This is a genomic window from Psychrobacter okhotskensis (genome assembly GCF_965638355.1).
GTDB lineage: Bacteria > Pseudomonadota > Gammaproteobacteria > Pseudomonadales > Moraxellaceae > Psychrobacter > Psychrobacter okhotskensis.
This window is the reverse complement of record NZ_OZ281822.1, coordinates 2,536,066-2,553,075: the sequence shown is the minus strand read 5'-3', so window position 1 is coordinate 2,553,075 and position 17,010 is coordinate 2,536,066. Positions and strand designations below refer to the sequence as shown.

Sequence of the window (17,010 nt, the reverse complement as noted above, 5' to 3'; positions counted from 1 at the left end):
AACAATAAAAAGCCCCAAACATGCTGTCATGGTTGGGGCTTTTTTTATAAAAATATCAAGAATTTTGTCCATTACACCAGAATTTTATATCTTTTGCCGTTTTTTTAGCCAACGTGGTACGCGAGTAGCAGTACCGTTCAACATGGCATTAAATAAAGCGGCCAATAGAATCAGTACCACGCCTACATATTGAATCAATGACAGGGATTGATGTAGCAATATGGTCGCCAGTGCAATGGCTGTCAACGGCTCAAAAATCGTAAATACTGATGCGCGAGAGGCAGGCAGCTTTTCTAATGCTTTCATATATAGCGCAAATGGTACGACAGTTCCTAGCAAAGACAGCCCTAGGACATACCCCCACGTCATTAGCGGTAGGGTTAGCAGTTTTTCATAAGTATGATAAGTTTCTGGTAATAATAACAGCATGCAAGCACTGATGATAATAGAGGTAAAAAACACCAATGGGGCAGGGTGAGCATCGTGCATCGCACGTTTGCCCAGCACGCCATATAAGGAGTAGCACATTCCCGCTAACAGCCCCAATAAGATACCCCAGTTGACTTGAGCATGCTCGCCTAACATCGTCAAACCAACACCAAAGACAGCCATTAGAGCCAGTAGGGCTGATTGACGAGTAATGGATTCATTGAGCAAGACTGCCGAAAATAATAGGCTAAAAACCGGTGCAGTATATAATAAGGCTACGGCTGGTCCTGCACCGACGTAGATAACAGCAAAGAAATAACACAACGACATGCCAAGCACGCCTATCAAAGACTGGAATGCCAGTCCAAGCCATTGCTTGGGTCGCAATTTAACGAGATGTGGCCATAATTTAGGTAGCATGACGAGCACAAGTAGCGCAGCGGTCACGATGCGTAAGATAGTAGTCTGCCAGCCGCTAAAACCTATCTGATTTAGATAGGTAGAGAATATCCCTAATGTACCCCAGCAAACAGCAGCTGTGATGATTTGAATGATGCCTAGCCATGACCTTGGTGATGGCACTGCTTTATCCATGTTCGCCATATCGTTTTCTTACTATTATCTGAATGATACAATCTTTTGCAAGATTACCCGTGGTTTAAACGCGTCAAGCAATACTAAACAAACAAAAGACAGCCTTATTATAGGCTGTCTTTTGTTTGTTATTTTAGTCTAACATGAAAATATTATTGAGTCGCCCAGAAATATTAGGGCGTGTCCTCATTTTGAAAATAGGCGATAGGCACTACTGATATAGTGCCTTAGCAGAATAACGCATCACAATCGTAAAGATTATAAAACTCTAATCAATCCACAAGAACCACGATTGTTCTCGGCTGTCATTTTGCTGAATAAAACATACTTTTTCAGCTTGGGTGCTGGGTTGATGCCGAGAATCTGCCTCGCAGTCCTTTGAACGCTGCCTTATCCATCTAACCTGATCTTTTTTGAACGCATTCAGGCTATCTTGACCGTATACGTTCTCTATGTCTTTTCCGACAAGTTTGTAGCTACTATTTAAATCTTTGTCAGAAGTTTTATATAAAGAATCAATGAGACCAGCTTGTGACGCTAATGGCAAATAAGTTGAATTTTCTTGGTAGGAAAAGGTCGCGTTATCTTCTGTCCATTGACTACCTACCGTTATTTTCTTGTTTGATGGGTCTATAAATCCGTTAATGTCATTATCCTCAAAGCGATAGCCTTGGAATCTACAAGGGGTCACGCCATCTTTGCATAAGCTATGCTTGGTCTTAGCAGGATAAAGCTTTACGGCATAAGGTAATTTATTTTGCCTATCTCCAAGCTGCTTTGTTTGCAACAATCGACCCAAATCGGGGGCAACCAGCAGCATATTATCGCAAGTCACACTGCCTTCTTCGCAATCTCGATATAGATTTAAGCGTTGACCTTGTATGTCCATACCTAGTATAAAGTTCGCTTTTATAGGCGTCACGGCTGAGCTAAAAGAAGCGCACAGCATTAGACTCGCAAATACACTTACACGGCATAGTCGTTGATATATCGGTAATCTGGATTTATTTGGGTCTAAGGCAAGCATGATAATTTATACCTGTAGCAAAAAATTCGTTAGCAAGCGCTTGGCCCCTTCGGTGGCAAAAGACTCTGGGTGAAACTGTACGCCTTGGATGGGGTAGTCTTTATGCTGGAGTCCCATAATCTCATCACCTGCTAGCGCTGATTCTGCCAAGTTTAAGTCAACATGAGCGTCATTGGCGACGACAGCTGTCACAGTCAAGCAATCTGGTAGGGTATCTGCTTTTACCATCAGTGAGTGATAGCGCATGATTTCAATCTCTTGTGGCAAGCCTTGATAGACACCTGCGCCATCATGTCGAATCGACGAGACCTTGCCATGCATCGGTACACTGGCGCGTACCACGTCACCGCCAAATACATGCGCGATGCCTTGTAAGCCCAAGCAGACACCCAGTATTGGCGTCGTCTTACCCAGAACTTCGATGACTTCGGCACAAATCCCGAAGTAGGCGGGGTCATCAGGGGCACCAGGACCGGGTGATATGATAATGCGGTCAAGATTCATGGCCTGTACATCTGCTAGGGTGATTTCGTTATTGCGTTTAACGATGACGCTGGCCTCTTTATCACTGTCTAAGGTTTGCAAAATCTCACCCACATATTGGTAGAGATTGAAGGTAAACGAGTCGTAGTTATCGATAATTAAAACATTCATGGGTCATAAACTCTTTTGTAAAAATAGTGCTAGGTAAAATATGGTCAATGTACACAGTACTTCTGGTAGCAATTATGATTGCATAAAGCTGTCCAACACGACTTTCATCGCCGACAGTTTACGCTGAATCTCTAAGTACTCATCGGCTGGATTTGAGTCGTAAACGTTACCACCGCAAGTTTGAGCGTAGGCAGACTCGCCATTGATAAACAGACTGCGAATAGGAATGGCAAAGATACAATCACCATTAAAATTGAACGAGCCTAATGCACCGCCATAAGCACCGCGACCATCAGGCTCTAGCTCGTTGATGACTTTGATGGCTTCTACCTTGGGCGCGCCTGATAGTGTCCCAGCAGGGAAGTTACTGGCAAGGGCACTAAACATATCTTCGTTAGGATGCAAGATACCAACGATTTCAGAAGAGATATGCTGCACGTGAGAGAAGCGTTTGATATCCATTAAGCTACGTACTTTTACTGTACCAAATCGAGCCACACGGCCAATATCATTACGATGTAGGTCGACTAGCATATTGTGCTCGGCAATTTCTTTGTCATCGTTGAGTAAGGCGCGGGCAAGCTTACGGTCTTCGATCACATCTGCACCGCGCTTGGCAGTCCCTGCTAGCGGATAGGTTTCCATTTCACCCTGGCGCAAGCGAAATAGCAGCTCAGGAGAAGCGCCAATAATGCACTGCTGCGCAAATTTCATAAAGTACATGTGCGGTGATGGATTGACAGCGCGCAGTTTTTCATAAATCGGCATTTTGTCACCGGCAATACGATATTTAGATTTAAAGCCTACCTCGCACTGAAAAATACGCCCAGCGATGATGTCTTCTTTGACTTGCATAACGACATTGGCATGCTCTTCTTGGCTCATACCATCACCTAAAAATTCAACTTTAGGCGCTTCATAGCTAGGCGTTGGCTCATCGAGTAGGGCTTTGATTTGCTCGATGCGGTTTTCTTGTTGAGCAGTTGGGTAATAAAAATAAAAGATTTCCCCAGTCATTTTATCTAGGGTCAATCCATCTAGATACACGCCAAACTTAAATGGTTCAAAGTCTTCGCTGGCTTTTGCATTGAGGCTAGGTTCAAAGAAGTTCACGCAGTCATAACCCAAATACCCGACCAGACCGCCGCTTTGGTCACGAGCGATGACATGCTGCGGCGTTATGTCGCGCAGTAGCTGATAAGGATTGTCAGTTTGATAATGGCTTGTTTCAGCAGTTTTATTATCGGTAATCGCAAGCGTGTTGCGGTCTAATGCGGCGATAGTCGTCACAGGGTCAAAGCCAATCGCATGATGGCGCGAGATATGGCTGTCTTCACCCAATGATTCGAGCAAGTAGCAGGTATCAAACGCACTTTCAATACGTTTGAATAATGCAAAGAAATCGATATCTTGCGTCAGTTTGATACGTTGTGGTTTGCTCGGGATATCGATAGGAGTAAGTTTGGTCTGTGCGCGAGTACTAGAGGTCATAACAAAGTCCGAAATGGTTCAAATAAGTGTCGATTAATAAGTATAAGTTTCGTCAGTAAAAAGCTAGATAGTATCTTTCAAAGGGTTAAGAGCAGTCTCTATGTGTGGCCAGTAATGCGCTGACATCATGGCTTTGCTTGGCCTTGGCACCGCGAGAGACAGTGGCGATACCAACACCTAGTTGCTCAGAGATATCACGTTGGGTGATGCCACGATCTAGCAAGTCAAAAATCCGAATACGATTGGCGATGTCATGCTGTTCTTTATCCGTCAGCAGGGCACTGAGCAGCTTTTCGATATCTGTGCTATCAGTACAGTTGGTCAAATGTTTCACTAAGCTCTGATAAGGATCGGTAGTCATAATAGGTAATCTTAGCCAAAGAAAATAGATAAGTCGCTCATCGAGCAATTTTTCGCTGAGAACTATCTTGTTTCAGTATTCTAGTACAGTAGTACAAGAAAAACAAGTAATGAGTTAAGTGAATAACAGACTGCTATAAACGTGATAAGTTCTTACGCCTGACTACATATAGCCTTAATACAATAGCCTTAATACAAAGCCAGAATAATATTGAATGATTATTTTATAACCAGTATCGAAGCATTTTTATGCTCTCTCAGCATGTTTAGAGCTAAAATTGAGAATTTATTATATTAATTATTGCCAAAGTGTTAATACTTCGTTATTATGCCTCTCATTATTTAAACGCTAATCATTATCATTAACATTAATCATGTTATTCGCACAATAAGCTTAAGCGTTTTTAAGGTATTTAATCTTCTGGTAGGCACTATTTTAAGGGTTTTTCGATGATAGCCTTTAAAAATAATTCTAAACATTCTAATTTCTGAGAGTAAACCAAGTGAGTAAATGTGTTATGCGCGAAGTAAAGTTATCTAGTCAATTGACAGTATTGTCTATCGGTGTTGCCGCTGTATTGTGGACACAAGCTGCCAGTGCCGCAACGGCAGCAGATATGCCAAATACGACGTTGCAAACGATTACCGTGACAGCAAATAGCTCTGTCCGCGGTAGTGTACAAGAAGACTCTGTCTATATAGATGACTATACGCCAGCGGCACAAGCAAGCCATCTGAGCGATTTTCTGGACGTTGTACCAGGGGTAAGCGTGGGTGGCACCTCATCAGTCAACCAACGTATTCGTGTACGCGGGCTAGATGACACCAACCTAAAAGTTACGATTGATGGCGCCCGTCAAGAAGGCGCTTTGTTCTATCATATGGGCGATGTCACGATTGATCCGGACTTATTAAAACAAGCAGAGGTGTCGGTGGGCAATAACTCAGTGACGCTCGGTAATGATGCTATCGGCGGTGCGGTTGCTTTTGAGACAGTCGACGCGGCAGATTTACTTAAGCCTGGTCAAAAAGTAGGTGCTAAGCTGCATGCAGGCTATGGCAGCAACAATGATGAGCTGTTAACCTCAGCTACTGTATATGGTGCGCCAACAGAAAGTGTTGATTTGCTGGCTTATTATGGCAAACGTGATGCTAATGCTGGTGAAGACGGTAAAGGCCGTAAAATCCAAACGGAAGACAGCGAAGGCGAAAACATCCTATTAAAAGCGGGTGCTTATGTCGGTAGTGATCATCATGTAGGCGCTAGCTTTAGCCGTACCGAAAACAAAGGCAAGTTCCCATTGCGTCCAGATTTTCCTGCTGGTGGCTGGAACCCAATCATCCCGCAGGAAGTCAAACGCGATACCTATGCGCTTGACTATGCATATAGTCCTGCCAACCAGTTGGTCAATGTAGATGCCAATGTATATCAGACTAGCACGCAGATTTTGCGTAACTCTGATGGCATACCTGGGTTTGAGTTTGATGCAGAAGTCAAAACCACAGGCGGCAAAGTACAGAACACCAGTATCGTTGATAGCACTATTATCAACGGTGTGCCAGGGGTTCATAAGTTAATCGCTGGGGTTGAGCATTACAAAAAAGAATCTGAGATGGCGCGCGATTTTGGCAAGGCGAGCACCGATGAGGCGACCAACACTTCAGTCTATCTGGAAGACCAATGGCAAATGGGCAAGCTTAGTTTAACGCCAGGCGTCCGTTATGACCGTTATGAATCTCCAGAGTATGTATCGGCTGGCAAAACCTATGACAATGTCGTCGGTGCCTTGGCCGCCAGCTACGAAATTGCACCACGTACGCAAATATTTGCCAGTTATACACAGCTCTTTAACGGCCCAGACTTGAGCCAAGCTATCTTTAATGCCAATGGTCAAGATACCTTTGTTAATGAAAATCTAAAAGCGGAAGAAGGCGATAACGCAGAAGTCGGTATTACCACGACGTTGCGCGACCTGACCACAAGCGACGACGCACTACAACTGAGCGCCAAGTACTTTGAGACCAATATCGAAAACTATATCGAATTCGTCCGTGCAGGCAGTAATAGAGTGGGTTTAGACTGTGCGACCGGTCAGCTGGGCGGCAAATGCCAAGGGGTCATCAATAAAGACGAAGACTATAAAATCAAAGGCGTAGAGCTATCAGCCGACTATCGAGCAGATAACTTTAGCATGGGTCTCAGCTACGCTCGCGCCCGCAGTGAAGGCGATGATACTGGCTACAATATCTCATCAGTGAGCGGTAGTAGCTCTGAGTCTGGCGACAAGTATATGGTCAATTTGGCGTATCAGCCAACGAATACCACCGAGCTTGGCTGGCGCAGTACCTATGTTGCGTCAGTCACGCCAAAAGCTGAGACAGTACAGCCTAAAAAGCCTAACTATGATGTGCATGATATCTTTATGAGCTATACACCCACTCAAGTTGAAGGCTTAAAAGCCACGCTTGGCGTATATAACATATTTGATGAGACCTATGCCAGCCATGCCTCACGTAACAATGCTTTAGATGATAATTATACGGATTTTGAAATGGGACGTAATATCAAAACGTCTTTAACTTATCAGTTCTAATCTAGCTTATCGAATTTAAGTCTAATCGTACTTATAAAGTCAGCTGTCTTATACGGGAGCTGGCTTTTTATTGCCTACTAGCTTTTACATTGGCTGTAACAGCAATGACGTGCCAACTGATAAGTACCTACCAAAACAACAAATGACAAAGAACTAAGACTAATGATTTCATTCAATCCTCGTCAAGCTTGCCTATGGCTCCATCGTTATACTGGGCTTGCCATGGCAGCTTTCTTAATTATTACTGGTATTACTGGCACGTTATTGGCATTTCATGACGAGCTAGACGATATCTTTAACCATAAACTGGCTCAGGTTGAGAAACAAAACGCATCACATCTGCCTATTGCCGAGCTTCATGACAAGGTCATAAGTGCGTATCCACAATATGCTTTTTCTAGTATGCCAACCTCGATAGCAGCAGAGAGGTCGGCTGTATTTTCGGTAGATAGAGCACGAGGAAAAGCCGCCCAAAACCAATCAACAGCACCGTTTCAGCAAGTTTATGTCCACCCTTATACTGGCGATATCATTGGTACTCGTGATAGAGATGAGTGGGCATGGCACAACACCATGTGGAAAGTGTTTTGGTTACATCGCGATTTATTACTGGGTGATATTGGAAAATTGCTACTAGGGATTGTTGCGCTCGTGTGGACGATTAATTGCTTTATTGGTTTTTACTTAACGTTTCCTAGAGCGCTCAAGAAAAAAGCACAGAATCAAACCTCGCCTAAAAAACGTGCCTCCTTTTTGAAACGCTGGTTACCAGCGTGGAAAATTCGTACCAAAAGTAATATGTTTAAATTGAATTATGATCTACACCATGCTTTTGGATTATGGCTTTGGGGGATCTTGTTTATCATCGCGTGGTCGAGTGTTGGTTTTAACCTACGAGAGGTCTATCAACCTGTGATGCATGCTGTCGTAGGGCTTGAGGGAAGAGGTGAAAGACAGGAGAACTCAAGAAAACCATTAGAAAAAGCGGAGCAGGCGTCTGGTGCAGAAACGGCGACTAGGGTTAAGGCTGTAAACAATAAGGCTGTCGATGTCGAGGCTGTTGATGTGGTCAACAAAGCCAATAGCATTGCTTATTTAAGTGAGCAAGCAGACATCGCTGCCAAAAGTAAGGGCATGACAGTACAACAGCTATTGGGCGTACGCTGGGTAGAGGATGAAGGTCAATGGCAGCTGCGCTTTAAGACAGATAAGGATATTGGTAAAAAAGGCGGTGCATCATCCATCACGGTCAATGCAAAAACAGGTAGCGTTGAACATGTTAACTTCGGCTACCAGAACTCATCATTCGGCAGCAAAACCAATAATTGGTTGTTGACCTTACATATGGGTCATATTAGCCATGGCATCGGCCACTTACTGTATCAAATATTTTTAGCACTGGTCGGTTTGGCTGTGACGGTGTTGTCCATTACGGGCGTCTATCTGTGGTGGAAAGGTCGACAGCAACGACTTAAAGCAGCGCAAAAACTTAAATAGATGTTAAGACATAAAATTAATATGCTCAATATAGTGCTAGTACCAATGTGCTAGTAATATATTGAGTTTTTATTGCGTACTTGAATACGGTTTAGTTATTAAACCGTATCAACAATCACTGGACGACCCTGATGGCTTAGGACAGTGACATCGACGTTGTATAAATCTTTCATCGTCTCTTTAGTAATAACATCAGCAGGACGACCAACAGCCGTCACTTCTCCTGCTTTCATCGTAACCACTGTATCTGCAAATTGTGCTGCTTGATTGATATCATGCAGGACGATTACCACGGTTTTTTGCTGATTGTGGCTAAGCTGGCGTAGCTCACGCATCAGCCGACCAGCATGATACATATCTAGGTTGTTCAGTGGCTCATCGAGCAATAGATAGGGTGTATCTTGGCAAACAATCATGGCGATCAGCACGCGCTGACGCTGTCCACCTGATAGCGTTGACAAGAAACGCTCGGCAAGTGGCTCAAGCTCAAAGCGTTCGAGGATTTCCTGTACTTTTTGCTGATCGTCTGCGGTTGGTTGCCCTTGATGATAAGGATAACGACCAAACATCAGTAGCTCATGTACGCGTAGGCGTCCTTGCACATGATTGTCTTGTCCGAGCATAGCGACAGTTTTGGCCAGTGTGCGCGCCTGACAGCTGACAATGTCACGTTCCTCATTATCTACAGCGAAGCTCACCTGCCCAGATTGTAGCGGCTGCAAGCGAGCCATAACAGAAAACAACGTAGACTTCCCAGCACCGTTAGGCCCAATCAAAGCAATCACCTGCGCCGTTGGTAGAGACAACGTAATGTCATGCAAGATTTGTTGTTTGCCAATATGGTGAGAGATATTATTTAGTTTAATCATAGTCAGTCTTATTTAAAAAAGTCTTAGGGTTTTCTCTATCAACAGCATCAGCTAAATAAACAATGTCGGCTAAGTAGTTATAACGAACGACGTTGAGACATAAATATCAATGCTAAGAACATCAATCCGCCTGCTAGCTCTATCACCACTGACAATACGCCTGCCATATCTAACACTTGCTCAAAGATAGTCTGACCCAGCACTAAGCAAATCATAGCAACCAAGCTGACCAATATCAGCCGCTCAGTGTGATACATATGTCGCGCGATACGATTGGTCAATGCGCAAACCAATAAACCAAAGAAAGTCACTGGACCGACCAGTGCAGTGGCCGTGGCAACCAATACAGCGATGACAGTTAATAGACCAAATGCCAGACGCTGATAGTTGATACCAAGGTTGACGGCCTGTGCTTGTCCGAGCATCAACACATCGCATTGGTAACGCCAGCGCCACACAAATATCGCAGTGATGGCACAGATAAATAAGCTGATACCTAGTAGCTGAGGGTTGACTGTATTAAACTGCGCGTAGCTAGCGGACTGTATGACCACAAAATCATCAGGGTTTATCAGCCGTGCAATGAGTGCTGATAAACTGCGAAACAACACGCCAAAAATAACACCCACCAATATTAGCCGCGTCAGATCCTGACTGCTTTTAGAAAACAATAGCTTAAATAATAATAAAGATGCCCCAAACATCAGGACAATCTCTAGCGTAAACTTAGCAATAGGATCGAGACTGGTAAAGCTAATCGCACCTAAAAAGAAAACCAGCAGGCTCTGCAACAGAACATAGAGTGAATCAAATCCGAGTAGGGAGGGCGTTAGAATTGGATTGTGAGTCAACGTCTGAAACAGTAACGTCGACACGCCAATTGCATAGCCAACCACCATCAGTGCCAGCAGTTTTTTGCCGCGTAATGGTAGCGCAAAGTCCCAATAGCCATTGACATTGAGTGTCATAAACAAGGTCATCGAGATAAGTAGAATAATAGCTGCTATGGATTTTGGATGGGCAGCTATCCATGCCCAAAGCTTTGCCAAATGACCTTGGGCAGCGGCTGAATATTGACCGTCTGCTGAAGATGAGTTATCTACCGCTGTGCTGGTTTTGGTAGCATCAGTCTTGGTGGAAGTAAGCTTAGTTGATGAGAACATACAAAAATCCTATGGTGCCAAGCTTATCTAATAAGGCAAAAAATGAACGACGGTAAGCGAGTGTTGAAAATTAATACATAGTTAGTGAACATGGTGCTACTGCTCAGCTGGCGCACGTAATAACAGCCATAAAAACAGCACCGTACCAACCACACCAAAAATAGTGGCGACCGGTACTTCAAATGGATAGCGAATAGAGCGCCCGATAATATCGCATAGCAGTACTGCTGATGCGCCCAAGAGCGCGACAGCTGGCAAGCTGCGACGCAACTTATCTCCCATTAGACGGCTCACAATGTTTGGTACGACCAGCCCAATAAAAGGAATCATGCCCACAGTCACGACCACGACAGCGCTCATCATGGCTACCATACCCACGCCAATCCAAGTGACTTGACGCTTACTAATACCCAAGTTTAAGGCGATATTGTCACCCAAACCAACGATGGTCAGCTTGTCAGCAATAATATAAGCCAGCACACACAGTCCACCCGTGAGCCACAACAGCTCATAGCGCCCTGCCAATACGCCCGAAAAATCTCCAAACTGCCAAACACTCAGCATCTGTAGTGATTCGGTTTGATAGGCGATAAAGGTAGTGACGGCTTCAATAATGCCGCCAAAGACAATGCCAATCAGTGGAATCATCAAAAAATCAGTGGGCGGAATGCGGTGAATGAGCAGCATAAATAGCATCATGCCAAAAACGGCAGCGATGGTTGCCACGCCCATTTTTACAATGAGCGCACTGGCAGGGAACAGCAGACTGACCACTAGCAAACCAAGTGCAGCACTCTGAGTTGCACCAACCATAGATGGCTCTACAAAGCGGTTTTTTAGTACTATTTGGATAATCATCCCAGCCACTGCCATCGCAATACCAGTCAAGATAATGGCGATGGTACGCGGTATACGGCTAACCAATAACAATGAGCTATCGGAGTTGGCACTCTGAGTCAGCAGGCTCTGCAAGATACCTGACCACGAAAAGTCAGCCACACCAATAGATAAGCTCAATAACACCAAAAGCCCCATAAGAATGAGGCTTGCTGTATTGATGAACCACGGTGGTATGACAGTACGTCGATGTAACGCATTGCCAGTACCGCTTTGCCAGCTTGACGCTGATGGAGCAGTACTGGATTTGAGCCTAGCATGAGTACGGTGTGAAAATAACGACATAATCTCTACTGGCTTAAAAATGAGCAGGGTTAACGGTAATAATTACCTACTTGAGCAATAATATTTTTTATAAGCAACGACGTTATTTAGCGTTAGTAAAAGCATCTTTGATCGTCGTTAGATCCTGCATCCACTGGTAGTAACCGCCAAATGCTAAGTAAGAGTCTGGGCTCAAATAAACCACTTGCTGCTTACTCCATGCATTGCTCTGGGCAACTAGTGGATTGTCTAATACGGCCTTGGCACCAATACCGTCTTCACCAATTGCAGCACTACGGTCGATGACAAATAACCAATCAGGATTGGCTTTTTGGATGTATTCAAACGATATCGGCTGACCATGAGGCGCATCGGCAATTTTGTCATCTGCCATTGGTACACCTAACACAGTATGGATAAAACCATAGCGAGACTTGTCACCATAGGCTGACATTTTGTTGCCATTGACCATGACGACTAGGCCAGTGCCTTTATTTTCTTTTGTTAGATTCTTGGTCTCGTCGATGAGTCCATCGATGTTCTGTTGTAGCTTAGCGGCTTGATCGCTTTTACCAAACAGTGCACCTAAATCATGCAGGCGCTGCTTGCTTGACTCATAGATATTGGCTGTATCAATACTCATGTCCAATGTCGGCGCGATACTTGATAGCTCGTCGTATTTTTCTGCCATGCGTGAACCGACCAAAATAGCTTGCGGTTGCATTGCATTCAACGCTTCAAGATCCGGCTCAAACACAGTACCTACCGATTTTGGATCAGGCTGTGTTTCTGAATGTAGATTCTTTAGTAATAGGCCACCAGGCATACCATCGACCGCCACATCTAGCGCGGCCAAGTCTTGCATCAATGTCATGTCATAAACGACAAGTGGCGATGGGTTCATGGCTAGCTCAACATCACCTTTTACGGTATTAACCATGATTTTTTCAGCAGATACAGCGTCGTTATTAGCAACGTTCTGTGATTCATCAGCCGTTGGGTTTTCGGTTTTAGCGTCTGCTGGCTCAGAGTCATTTGATTCAGGCGAGCTACATCCTGCCACTACCGTAGCTAATAACGCTGTCATGGCAGCAGTCAATAATGGACGTTTGAAAAAAGAGGCGGTAGATCTGCTAGATAATAAGGGTGTCGGCATAATGAACTCGGTCTATCAAAAAATGTTTAAGCAATTGTCTAAGATAATTGCAGATGAATGACGCTAAAAATATTAAGTCTGAAAGATGCTGAGATAAAAAGCATAAAATAAATAGTCTACTTAGGGCGTGTCCTCAATTCAAACGAGTGTCCTCTAAATGGGCTAAAAACAGCTAAATTTTGCCAAACATCGTCAAATAGTTGGTCAATATCTCGATATTATCTGCACTATTTTCCTCGTTTGACGGCAATTTATCTCATTTTTATCACCATTTTTAAAATGAGGACACGCCCTAGTACCACTCACTAATTTTTTATACGAATAGTTTTTGTAAAAATAGTATGGGTAGACAACACAGCCGTTATAATAAAGTAGTTGAGACTCATTATCAATATAAATGATAATGGTTTTTATTAACAGTACTTGCTATATTAAACGCAACGTCTCATTTGATAAAAATATAAGTTTCATAGTAGTGAAATTGAGAAGTAGGGAAGGTTCATAGAAATGAGCGTTCTGAGAGGTAAAACTACTAAGCAATATCAAGTGTCAGAGATGTATTAAATAGCGAAAATATTGTAAATTATTATTGATAATAATTATCGTTTGCATTATTATCTACGCCATTCTACTCTGAGTAATAAACATTAGGCTTTTATGAGTTCAACGGATTTAGACGCGCCACCACTTAAGTCGTTATTGCTAGCTATTGTTGCAGTACTAGGACTCCATGTGCTTGCCGCAATTGCACTAGTGGCAATAAAAACGCCTGAACTCAAACCTGAGCCAAAAAAAGAGATGTCACCACTTGAGATAAAGTTTGTGTCATTACCGGCAAAAACGGTCTCAACTGAAGTAGAAAAACAAACAGTCACAGCCAAAAAAGAAGTACAGCCTGAGGTGCAAGTTCAGCCAGCGCCGCAACCTGAACCTAAGCCTAAAGAGCCGGTTAAACAACCAACAGAGACACCCGTAAAACCAAAAGAGCCTGTTGTAAAAAATACAGAGCCGAAAGTGACGCCTGTGATAGCGTCAGAAAAGCCTCGTCCTGATACCAGTCAAAAAGTAGCCCCAAAAGAGCCGCTACCGAAACCAAAGGTTGATAACTCAGCAGCCGAAGCACAACGTCAAGCAGCTGCCCAAGCTGAATCAGAGCGACAAGCTAGAAAAGCTGAGCAAGAAGCACAAGCTAGGGCAGAGCAAGAAGCCAAAAGAGTCGCCGATGCCAAAGCTGCCGCTCAAGCGAAGGCTGCCGCTCAAGCGAAGGCTGCCGCAGAGGCCGCCGCTGCACAAGCAAGAGCTGAGGCAGAAGCAGCAGCTGCTTTAGCACAGAGTAATGAGCCTGTGAGCTTTACTGCCAGCTCAGCCAACTGGGCATCTGCGCCAAACTTTAGTTTCCCTGAGCGCGCCGCACGTAGAGCCCGTTCTGGTGATACGCTCAACGTTGTCTTGGTATTGCGAGTCAACAAACAAGGCGGCATCGATAACGTGCGAGTGGCTCAATCATCAGGTAATCCGCTAGTAGACAAAGAAGCCCGACGTCAAGTGCGATCTGGCAAGTTCAAACCCTTTACTAAGAATGGCGTACCCGTGGTAGGTGATGTAACTCTACCGATCAGTTACGCGGTTCCTTGATAGTTCATACTTTATAAAAACGTATTTATTAATCATCTTTCATTATAAAACTAAACATGATATTTACCTCAGTATCATGTAATGGCATTACACATTAAGGAGTCTGACATGGACTTTATGCAATACTGGCAGATCAGCGACATGGTGACAAAAACGTTGTTCTTTTTGTTGCTTGCGTTATCTATTCTCTCTTGGGTGACAGGTATCGTCCGCGTATTGCAAAGCCGTAAACTGGCGACCAATGTAGCAGATGATTTGAGTCAGCAATTACAAGCCAAACAGTCTGACTTGGCTGGTACTGATGCTGCCACTCGCCGCTTGGTGACTGAGCAGACTTTGCTCAAGCATATCGGTCGCTATCGCTTTGCTAGTGAGCGCGGTCTGCCGATTCTTGGTACGACGGCAGCGATTGCACCGTTCATCGGCTTGTTTGGTACGGTATGGGGTATTTTCCATGCCTTGCACAATATCGGTATGAGTGGTCAGGCAGGATTGGGGCAGGTTGCAGGGCCAGTCGGTGAAGCTCTAATTATGACAGGTCTTGGTATTGCAGTAGCGATTCCAGCTGTGGTGTTTTATAACCTTGCAGTACGTATCAATCGCCGCATAATGTATCAAGCCAACGATAGAGCGCATGATTTATTGGCGCAATCAACGGGTCTTGTGGATACTACCAAGGTAACCGCGAGCCATGCTGCTAGCGCCTCACAAGTGCACGCTGCACCAAGCAGTCGTTCAACGACGAGCGAGACTCAGCATACCAATAACTACAGTAATTCTGTGCCAAAGCAGCTATAGATAGTGTTGATCTTGCAAGCATTAAATCTGCCAGCGCTAGGTCTGTAAAGGCTCAAACGACAGGTCAAAAAACGGCTTGGCTGTGTGAAAATAACCAAAAGCATTGAGAGTAACTATGGCATTTCAATTGGGTGATGATGACGTACGAAGCATGGATGAGATGAACCTCATTCCGCTGATCGATATCATGCTGGTATTGATGATTATATTTTTATTGACAGCGACCGTGCTGAATCCGACGGTGCCTTTAGATTTGCCAGAGACTAGTGCCGCGCTCAATGAAACGCCGCCAGAAGCGATTCAAGTCAGTATTGATAAAGATGCAGGGATCTTCTGGGATAGTGATCCAATCAGTATGGAAGAGTTAGAGACACGCTTGCAGCAACAAGGCGCGACTGGTAAGAATCCAGCGGTACAGTTACGTGCAGATAAAGAAGGCAAGTACGATACGGTTGCTCAAGTTTTGGCAGCGGCAAGTAACGCTGGACTGACCAAAATCGCATTTGTTAACGAATAATCTGTAGAAGTAAGTGATTGAAAAAAGCAGCTTCTAAAAGAACAAACTAGCAATGTAAACCAGCAAGCTTAGCAATAAGAAAACAACCAAGACCATAATAAGAATAATTAAAATTATAAATTTTTCTCCGACCTCGCTAGGGCAACCTTGCGAGGTTATCTTTTTGCTGATTACCTGTTTTCGATTGTACAATTGCTATAAAACTAGCTCTTTTCGCGCTTATGAGTTAAAGATATGGCACTATTACCAACCATAGCCGAACGGACTGTAACCATAACCAAAGCGTCCAGCAGGACCGTAGGCAAATCGATAAGGCGTACGTAGATAGTCTAGATCACGCTGGCGAATATAATAATAACGCCCTTGCGAATACGCTTCTTCTAGTTTATCAATGCCTTCGAGCGGACAGACAGCCTGCCAGTCATAGCCTTCACGACCAAGTTTATAAGCATTGAGCTCGGTGCAGTAGCTTTTGAGACCTTGCTGTCGCCCTTGCTCCCATTGTATGCGGTTGGGGCTAGCACCGCCCACGCTGGCGCATTGATTGGTATATTGACCAAAGTATGCGCCCGAGCGCCCACGGATGCCGTCTGCGTAGCCGACTTCTTGCCAATTGCTGCTTTGGCACTGCTGCGGTGTGAGACTTTGGGTCGTGGCACAGCCTGATAGGGTAAATAATGCAGCGCTTATCAGCGCTAGGACAATACTGGTTTTACTCATGAATTTGTTTGTCAGTTTGCTGGCTAAAGCAGCGGTCGATGAGTTTGACTTAATAAGATAATTCATAATAAACCTGCGCGCGTCTAAAATTATGGTTTATCATAGCACTTTTTACCGTGTACAACTTTTTGTATCTTGTTATTAAACTTATTTTTTACGTACTAACTGATTGATATGGCAGTATAAATAGTAGGTTTGTCAAATAAGGGGACTTTGCCAAGCAAGTGGCTATCAGCTGATTATCAACGCAGCGCTCTATCAACCCTGCTTGATTTTTTATGGTTCGTGCTCATTATAAGGACTGGTATGACAAACCACTGTCCATCCAGTTACTCGCTAATAGTT

General features: G+C 44.2%; 15 protein-coding genes. 5 read left to right on the top strand and 10 right to left on the bottom strand.

Annotation, left to right across the window (positions count from 1 at the left end; genetic code table 11):
• Window positions 1-84 precede the first annotated feature (84 nt).
• The 5 genes from ACSUPM_RS10570 to ACSUPM_RS10550 form a co-directional block, all read right to left on the bottom strand.
• Complete coding sequence (locus ACSUPM_RS10570; RefSeq protein WP_201583405.1) at window positions 85-1,032, bottom strand: DMT family transporter; 948 nt, start codon at window positions 1,030-1,032, stop codon at window positions 85-87.
• A gap of 259 nt (window positions 1,033-1,291) precedes the next feature.
• Window positions 1,292-1,972 (bottom strand): lysozyme inhibitor LprI family protein, encoded by a 681-nt coding sequence (locus ACSUPM_RS10565; RefSeq protein WP_201583402.1) that lies wholly within the window; start codon window positions 1,970-1,972, stop codon window positions 1,292-1,294.
• A gap of 84 nt (window positions 1,973-2,056) precedes the next feature.
• On the bottom strand, window positions 2,057-2,704 hold the full coding sequence (locus ACSUPM_RS10560; protein WP_201583400.1) for an anthranilate synthase component II: 648 nt from the start codon (window positions 2,702-2,704) through the stop codon (window positions 2,057-2,059).
• Window positions 2,705-2,776: 72 nt separating this feature from the next.
• Window positions 2,777-4,195 carry an anthranilate synthase component I family protein gene (locus tag ACSUPM_RS10555; protein WP_436879926.1) on the bottom strand — a complete coding sequence of 473 codons (1,419 nt, stop codon included), beginning with the start codon at window positions 4,193-4,195 and terminating at the stop codon, window positions 2,777-2,779.
• A gap of 85 nt (window positions 4,196-4,280) precedes the next feature.
• Entirely contained in the window at window positions 4,281-4,556 is a 276-nt protein-coding gene (locus ACSUPM_RS10550) for a Trp family transcriptional regulator (RefSeq protein WP_102090498.1), read from the bottom strand.
• A gap of 517 nt (window positions 4,557-5,073) precedes the next feature.
• Between ACSUPM_RS10550 and ACSUPM_RS10545 the strand changes: the two genes are divergently transcribed.
• Together ACSUPM_RS10545 and ACSUPM_RS10540 are read left to right on the top strand one after the other, a co-directional pair.
• Window positions 5,074-7,149 (top strand): TonB-dependent receptor domain-containing protein, encoded by a 2,076-nt coding sequence (locus ACSUPM_RS10545; protein ID WP_201566166.1) that lies wholly within the window; start codon window positions 5,074-5,076, stop codon window positions 7,147-7,149.
• 162 nt (window positions 7,150-7,311) lie between these two features.
• Entirely contained in the window at window positions 7,312-8,646 is a 1,335-nt protein-coding gene (locus tag ACSUPM_RS10540; protein ID WP_201583389.1) for a PepSY-associated TM helix domain-containing protein, read from the top strand.
• 98 nt (window positions 8,647-8,744) lie between these two features.
• On the opposite strand, the gene ACSUPM_RS10535 is transcribed toward ACSUPM_RS10540, so the two are convergent.
• The 4 genes from ACSUPM_RS10535 to ACSUPM_RS10520 form a co-directional block, all read right to left on the bottom strand.
• The gene (locus ACSUPM_RS10535; RefSeq protein ID WP_057761234.1) at window positions 8,745-9,515 is read right to left on the bottom strand and encodes an iron ABC transporter ATP-binding protein; all 771 of its coding nucleotides are present in this window, start codon (window positions 9,513-9,515) and stop codon (window positions 8,745-8,747) included.
• Between the two features lie 77 nt (window positions 9,516-9,592).
• Window positions 9,593-10,678 carry an iron chelate uptake ABC transporter family permease subunit gene (locus ACSUPM_RS10530; RefSeq protein WP_350588161.1) on the bottom strand — a complete coding sequence of 362 codons (1,086 nt, stop codon included), beginning with the start codon at window positions 10,676-10,678 and terminating at the stop codon, window positions 9,593-9,595.
• 96 nt (window positions 10,679-10,774) lie between these two features.
• Window positions 10,775-11,860: an ABC transporter permease gene (locus ACSUPM_RS10525; protein WP_102093047.1), complete on the bottom strand. Its 1,086-nt coding sequence runs from the start codon at window positions 11,858-11,860 to the stop codon at window positions 10,775-10,777.
• A gap of 82 nt (window positions 11,861-11,942) precedes the next feature.
• Window positions 11,943-12,995: a siderophore ABC transporter substrate-binding protein gene (locus tag ACSUPM_RS10520; RefSeq protein WP_436879925.1), complete on the bottom strand. Its 1,053-nt coding sequence runs from the start codon at window positions 12,993-12,995 to the stop codon at window positions 11,943-11,945.
• Window positions 12,996-13,652: 657 nt separating this feature from the next.
• On the opposite strand from ACSUPM_RS10520, the gene ACSUPM_RS10515 reads away from it, so the two are divergent.
• The 3 genes from ACSUPM_RS10515 to ACSUPM_RS10505 all read left to right on the top strand — a co-directional run bounded on the left by ACSUPM_RS10515 (window position 13,653) and on the right by ACSUPM_RS10505 (window position 15,945).
• Complete coding sequence (locus tag ACSUPM_RS10515) at window positions 13,653-14,630, top strand: energy transducer TonB (RefSeq protein ID WP_201583381.1); 978 nt, start codon at window positions 13,653-13,655, stop codon at window positions 14,628-14,630.
• Window positions 14,631-14,738: 108 nt separating this feature from the next.
• Window positions 14,739-15,428, top strand: a complete 690-nt coding sequence (locus ACSUPM_RS10510) for a MotA/TolQ/ExbB proton channel family protein (RefSeq protein ID WP_101205179.1) — start codon at window positions 14,739-14,741, stop codon at window positions 15,426-15,428.
• A gap of 115 nt (window positions 15,429-15,543) precedes the next feature.
• Window positions 15,544-15,945, top strand: a complete 402-nt coding sequence (locus ACSUPM_RS10505; protein WP_025651314.1) for an ExbD/TolR family protein — start codon at window positions 15,544-15,546, stop codon at window positions 15,943-15,945.
• Between the two features lie 243 nt (window positions 15,946-16,188).
• Here ACSUPM_RS10505 and ACSUPM_RS10500 read toward each other — a convergent pair whose 3' ends face one another.
• Entirely contained in the window at window positions 16,189-16,731 is a 543-nt protein-coding gene (locus ACSUPM_RS10500; protein WP_436879924.1) for a DUF2799 domain-containing protein, read from the bottom strand.
• Between the last annotated feature and the right edge of the window lie 279 nt (window positions 16,732-17,010).

Bases quoted from the DNA above. Each gene is read 5' to 3' on its own strand.
- ACSUPM_RS10570 (WP_201583405.1), bottom strand. From the start codon at position 1,032: ATGGCGAACATGGATAAAGCAGTGCCATCACCAAGGTCATGGCTAGGC.
- ACSUPM_RS10565 (WP_201583402.1), bottom strand. From the start codon at position 1,972: ATGCTGTGCGCTTCTTTTAGCTCAGCCGTGACGCCTATAAAAGCGAAC.
- ACSUPM_RS10560 (WP_201583400.1), bottom strand. From the start codon at position 2,704: ATGAATGTTTTAATTATCGATAACTACGACTCGTTTACCTTCAATCTC.
- ACSUPM_RS10555 (WP_436879926.1), bottom strand. From the start codon at position 4,195: ATGACCTCTAGTACTCGCGCACAGACCAAACTTACTCCTATCGATATC.
- ACSUPM_RS10550 (WP_102090498.1), bottom strand. From the start codon at position 4,556: ATGACTACCGATCCTTATCAGAGCTTAGTGAAACATTTGACCAACTGT.
- ACSUPM_RS10545 (WP_201566166.1), top strand. From the start codon at position 5,074: ATGCGCGAAGTAAAGTTATCTAGTCAATTGACAGTATTGTCTATCGGT.
- ACSUPM_RS10540 (WP_201583389.1), top strand. From the start codon at position 7,312: ATGATTTCATTCAATCCTCGTCAAGCTTGCCTATGGCTCCATCGTTAT.
- ACSUPM_RS10535 (WP_057761234.1), bottom strand. From the start codon at position 9,515: ATGATTAAACTAAATAATATCTCTCACCATATTGGCAAACAACAAATC.
- ACSUPM_RS10530 (WP_350588161.1), bottom strand. From the start codon at position 10,678: ATGTTCTCATCAACTAAGCTTACTTCCACCAAGACTGATGCTACCAAA.
- ACSUPM_RS10525 (WP_102093047.1), bottom strand. From the start codon at position 11,860: ATGTCGTTATTTTCACACCGTACTCATGCTAGGCTCAAATCCAGTACT.
- ACSUPM_RS10520 (WP_436879925.1), bottom strand. From the start codon at position 12,995: ATGCCGACACCCTTATTATCTAGCAGATCTACCGCCTCTTTTTTCAAA.
- ACSUPM_RS10515 (WP_201583381.1), top strand. From the start codon at position 13,653: ATGAGTTCAACGGATTTAGACGCGCCACCACTTAAGTCGTTATTGCTA.
- ACSUPM_RS10510 (WP_101205179.1), top strand. From the start codon at position 14,739: ATGGACTTTATGCAATACTGGCAGATCAGCGACATGGTGACAAAAACG.
- ACSUPM_RS10505 (WP_025651314.1), top strand. From the start codon at position 15,544: ATGGCATTTCAATTGGGTGATGATGACGTACGAAGCATGGATGAGATG.
- ACSUPM_RS10500 (WP_436879924.1), bottom strand. From the start codon at position 16,731: ATGAATTATCTTATTAAGTCAAACTCATCGACCGCTGCTTTAGCCAGC.